This is a genomic window from Streptomyces sp. NPDC006529, assembly GCF_040611795.1.
Classification (GTDB): domain Bacteria; phylum Actinomycetota; class Actinomycetes; order Streptomycetales; family Streptomycetaceae; genus Streptomyces.
In genome coordinates, this window is the sequence record NZ_JBEXPB010000109.1 from 1 (window position 1) to 4,028 (window position 4,028).

The 4,028-nt window shown below is 69.4% G+C and carries 1 protein-coding gene; it reads left to right on the forward strand.

The features are described from left to right. Positions 1-4,028: type I polyketide synthase (locus ABZY31_RS31120; protein ID WP_356417023.1), on the forward strand; the 4,028-nt coding region annotated here is incomplete at both ends.

Genomic DNA, 4,028 nt, shown 5'->3' on the forward strand with positions numbered 1-4,028 from the left:
CTGGTGACGGGTGGTACGGGTGCGTTGGGTGGCCGGGTTGCTCGTTGGCTGGCTGGTGCGGGTGTTGAGCGTCTGGTGCTGACCAGTCGCCGTGGTCCGGATGCTCCTGGTGTGGCTGAGCTGGTGGCCGATCTGGGTGTCGATGTGTCCGTCGTTGCGTGTGATGTTTCTGATCGGGAGGCGTTGCGGGAGTTGTTGGCTTCCGAGGGCGGCGCGTTGACGGCGGTGGTGCATACGGCTGGTGTGCTGGATGACGGTGTGCTGGATGCGCTGACGCCGGAGCGGTTCAAGAGCGTGCTGCGGGCCAAGGCCACCTCCGCGCTCAACCTGCACGAGCTCACGGTTGAGCTGGGGATCGAGCTGGACGCCTTCGTCCTCTTCTCCTCCGTCACCGGAACCTGGGGCACGGCCGGGCAGGCGAACTACGCCGCTGCCAACGCCTACTTGGATGCCCTGGCCGAGCAGCGGCGGGCGGCTGGTCTGGCCGCGACGTCCATCGCCTGGGGTCCGTGGGCCGAGGGCGGCATGGCCGCCGACGGGGTGCTGGAGGCGCGGATGCGGCGGGGTGGCGTACCGCCCATGAACGCCGAATCTGCCGTCAGCGCCATGGAGCGGGCCCTTGCGGCCAACGACACCGCGGTCTGCGTCGTGGACGTGGACTGGGACCGCTTCGCTCCCGGGTTCACTTCGGTGCGCCCGGGAAAGCTCCTCGCCGAACTCCCCGAAGCACGCGCCGTGTTCACCGCGCCCAAGGTCGAGGAGAGCGGGCACGCGCTGGCACAGCAGCTGGCGGGCCTCTCCGCGGTCGAGAAGGACCGGCTCCTGCTGGACCTCGTCCGCAGGGAGGTCGCGGCGGTCCTTGGCCACACCGGTGTGGAAAACATCGGTGTGGGGCGGGCGTTCAAGGAGCTCGGCTTCGACTCGCTCACCGCGGTCGAGCTGCGCAACCGCCTCGGCGCCGCCACCCATCTCCGGCTCGCGGCCACGTTGATCTACGACTACCCGACCTCCGCGGACCTCGCGAAGTACCTGCGGGGTGAACTGCTCGGCATCGAGGCCGCGGTGGCCACCTCCACTCCTGCACTCGCGGCCTCCGACGACGATCCGATCGCGGTCGTCGCGATGAGCTGCCGCTTTCCCGGTGGTGTCCGTACCCCTGAAGACCTGTGGCGCCTCCTGGCCACCGGCAGTGACGCCATCGGGGAGTTTCCGGCCGACCGCGGCTGGGACGCCGAAGAGCTGTTCGGGCCGCGGCTCGAACAGGAGGATTCGTACGCCCGCGAAGGGGGATTCCTCTACGACGTGGCCCAGTTCGACCCCGCCTTCTTCGGGATCTCGCCGCGCGAGGCGCTCGCGATGGACCCGCAGCAGCGACTGTTGCTGGAGACCTCCTGGGAGGCCTTCGAGCGGGCCGGCATCGACCCGTCGTCGATGCGCGGCACCCAGGCCGGTGTCTTCGTCGGGACGAACGGCCAGGACTACCTGTCGCTCGTGCTGAACTCCGCCGACGGCGGCGACGGCTTCATGAGCACCGGCAACTCCGCCAGTGTCGTCTCGGGCCGCCTTTCCTACGTGTTCGGTCTGGAAGGCCCGGCGGTCACCGTCGACACCGCCTGCTCCGCCTCGCTCGTCGCCCTGCACCTCGCGGTGCAGGCCCTGCGCAACGGCGAGTGCTCGATCGCCCTGGCCGGTGGCGTGACCGTGATGTCTACCCCGGGTGCGTTCGTGGAGTTCGCCCGGCAGGGTGGTCTGGCTGCTGATGGCCGGATCAAGGCTTTCGCGGCTGGTGCAGATGGCACGGGTTGGGGTGAGGGTGTTGGCATGCTGCTCGTGGAGCGGCTGTCGGATGCCCGTAGGAACGGTCACCCGGTCCTTGCGGTGGTGCGGGGTTCGGCGATCAACCAGGACGGTGCCAGCAATGGTCTGACGGCCCCGAACGGCCCTTCGCAGCAGCGTGTCATCCGCCAGGCGCTGGCCAGCGCGGGGCTTTCGGCTTCCGAGGTCGACGCGGTCGAAGCCCACGGCACCGGTACGAAGCTGGGCGACCCGATCGAGGCGCAGGCGCTGCTGGCTACGTACGGTCAGGACCGCGAGGACGGCCGTCCGCTGCTGCTGGGTTCGGTGAAGTCGAACATCGGTCACACGCAGGCCGCGGCTGGTGTGGCCGGTGTGATCAAGATGGTGCTGGCGATGCAGCACGGGGTGCTTCCGCAGACCCTGCACGTGGACGAGCCGACTCCGCACGTGGACTGGTCGGCCGGTGAGGTCGAGCTGCTGACGGAGCTGCGGGAGTGGCCCGAGACGGGGCGTCCGCGCCGCGCGGGCATCTCCTCCTTCGGCATCAGCGGCACCAACGCCCACACGATCATCGAGCAGGCGCCCGAGGGCGAGGAGGCGCAGCCGACCGTACGGCCCTCCGGTGTCCGCGTCCTGCCGTACCTTCTCTCCGGCAGGACCCAGGAGGCCGTCCGGGCGCAGGCGGCCGCACTCGCCGCTCACCTCGACGATGAGGCGACGGCTGCCGACGTGGCTTTCTCGCTGGCCACGAACCGCGCGCACCTGGACCACCGGGCCGCAGTGGTCCTGGCGGCCGAGAGCGTGCAGGAGCTGCGCGACGCCCTGACGGGCCTCGCGGCCCGGGAGACGCCGACACAGACCGCCGCGGGCGCCGTTGGCGACGGTCGGCTGGCCTTCCTGTTCACGGGGCAGGGCAGCCAGCGGCTGGGGGTGGGGCGTGAGTTGTATGACGCCTTCCCCGTTTTCGCGGATGCGCTGGATGCGGTGTGTGCGCGGTTCGATCTGGATGTGCCTTTGCGGGATGTCCTCTTCGGTGCGGATGCGGAGCTGCTGAACCGTACGGAGTGGGCGCAGCCGGCGTTGTTCGCGGTTGAGGTGGCGTTGTTCCGGCTGCTGGAGTCGTGGGGTGTGCGACCGGACTTCGTGTCGGGTCATTCGATCGGTGAGATCGCGGCTGCGCATGTGGCGGGTGTGTTCTCGCTGGAGGATGCCTGTGTGCTGGTTGCTGCGCGCGGTCGTCTGATGCAGGTGCTGCCGTCCGGTGGGGTGATGGTGGCGGTGCAGGCGTCGGAGGACGAGGTCCTGCCGTTGCTGACCGAGCGGGTGAGCATCGCTGCGGTCAACGGTCCGCAGTCGGTGGTCGTTGCCGGTGACGAGGACGCCGTGCTCGCGGTGGTGGAGGTGTTCGCCGACCGCAAGACCAAGCGGCTCGCCGTCAGCCATGCGTTCCATTCGCCGCACATGGATGGGATGTTGGAGGACTTCCGTGAGGTGGTGGCGGGGCTGGAGTTCGCCGCTCCGCGGATCCCGATCGTTTCCAATCTGACGGGTGCGCTGGTCTCGGACGAGATGGGTTCGGCCGACTTCTGGGTGCGGCACGTCCGGGAGGTGGTTCGCTTCCTCGACGGTGTGCGGACGCTTGAGGCCGCGGGTGTGACGACGTACGTCGAACTCGGTCCGGACGGTGTCCTGTCCGCCATGGCGCAGCACTGCCTGACCGGTGAGGCGGACGCGCGCTTCGTGCCCGTCCTGCGCTCCGGTCGAGCCGAGGCCGAGACTTGCGTCGCCGCGCTGGCCCAAGCCCACGTGCACGGGGTCGCGGTCGACTGGTCGGCCTTCTTCTCCGGTACCGGTGTCCGGCGTGTGGACCTGCCGACGTACGCGTTCCAGCGTCGGCGGTTCTGGCCGAGTGCGGCGGCGTTCGCGGCCGGGGATCCGGAGTCCATTGGTCTGGGCGAGGTGGCGCACCCGCTGCTGGGTGCGGCTGTGACACTGGCCGACTCGGAAGGGGTCCTGTTCGCGGGTCGTCTGTCGCTCGATACCCATCCGTGGATCGCCGACCACACCATTCTGGGTGGCGTGTTGCTGCCGGGTACTGCCTTTGTGGATCTGGCGGTGCGTGCGGGTGATGAGGTGGGTTGCGATGTGGTGGAGGAGTTGACGCTGGAGGCGCCGTTGGTGCTGCCGGAGCGTGGGGGTGTTCAGCTTCAGCTGGTGGTCGAGGGGGCTGT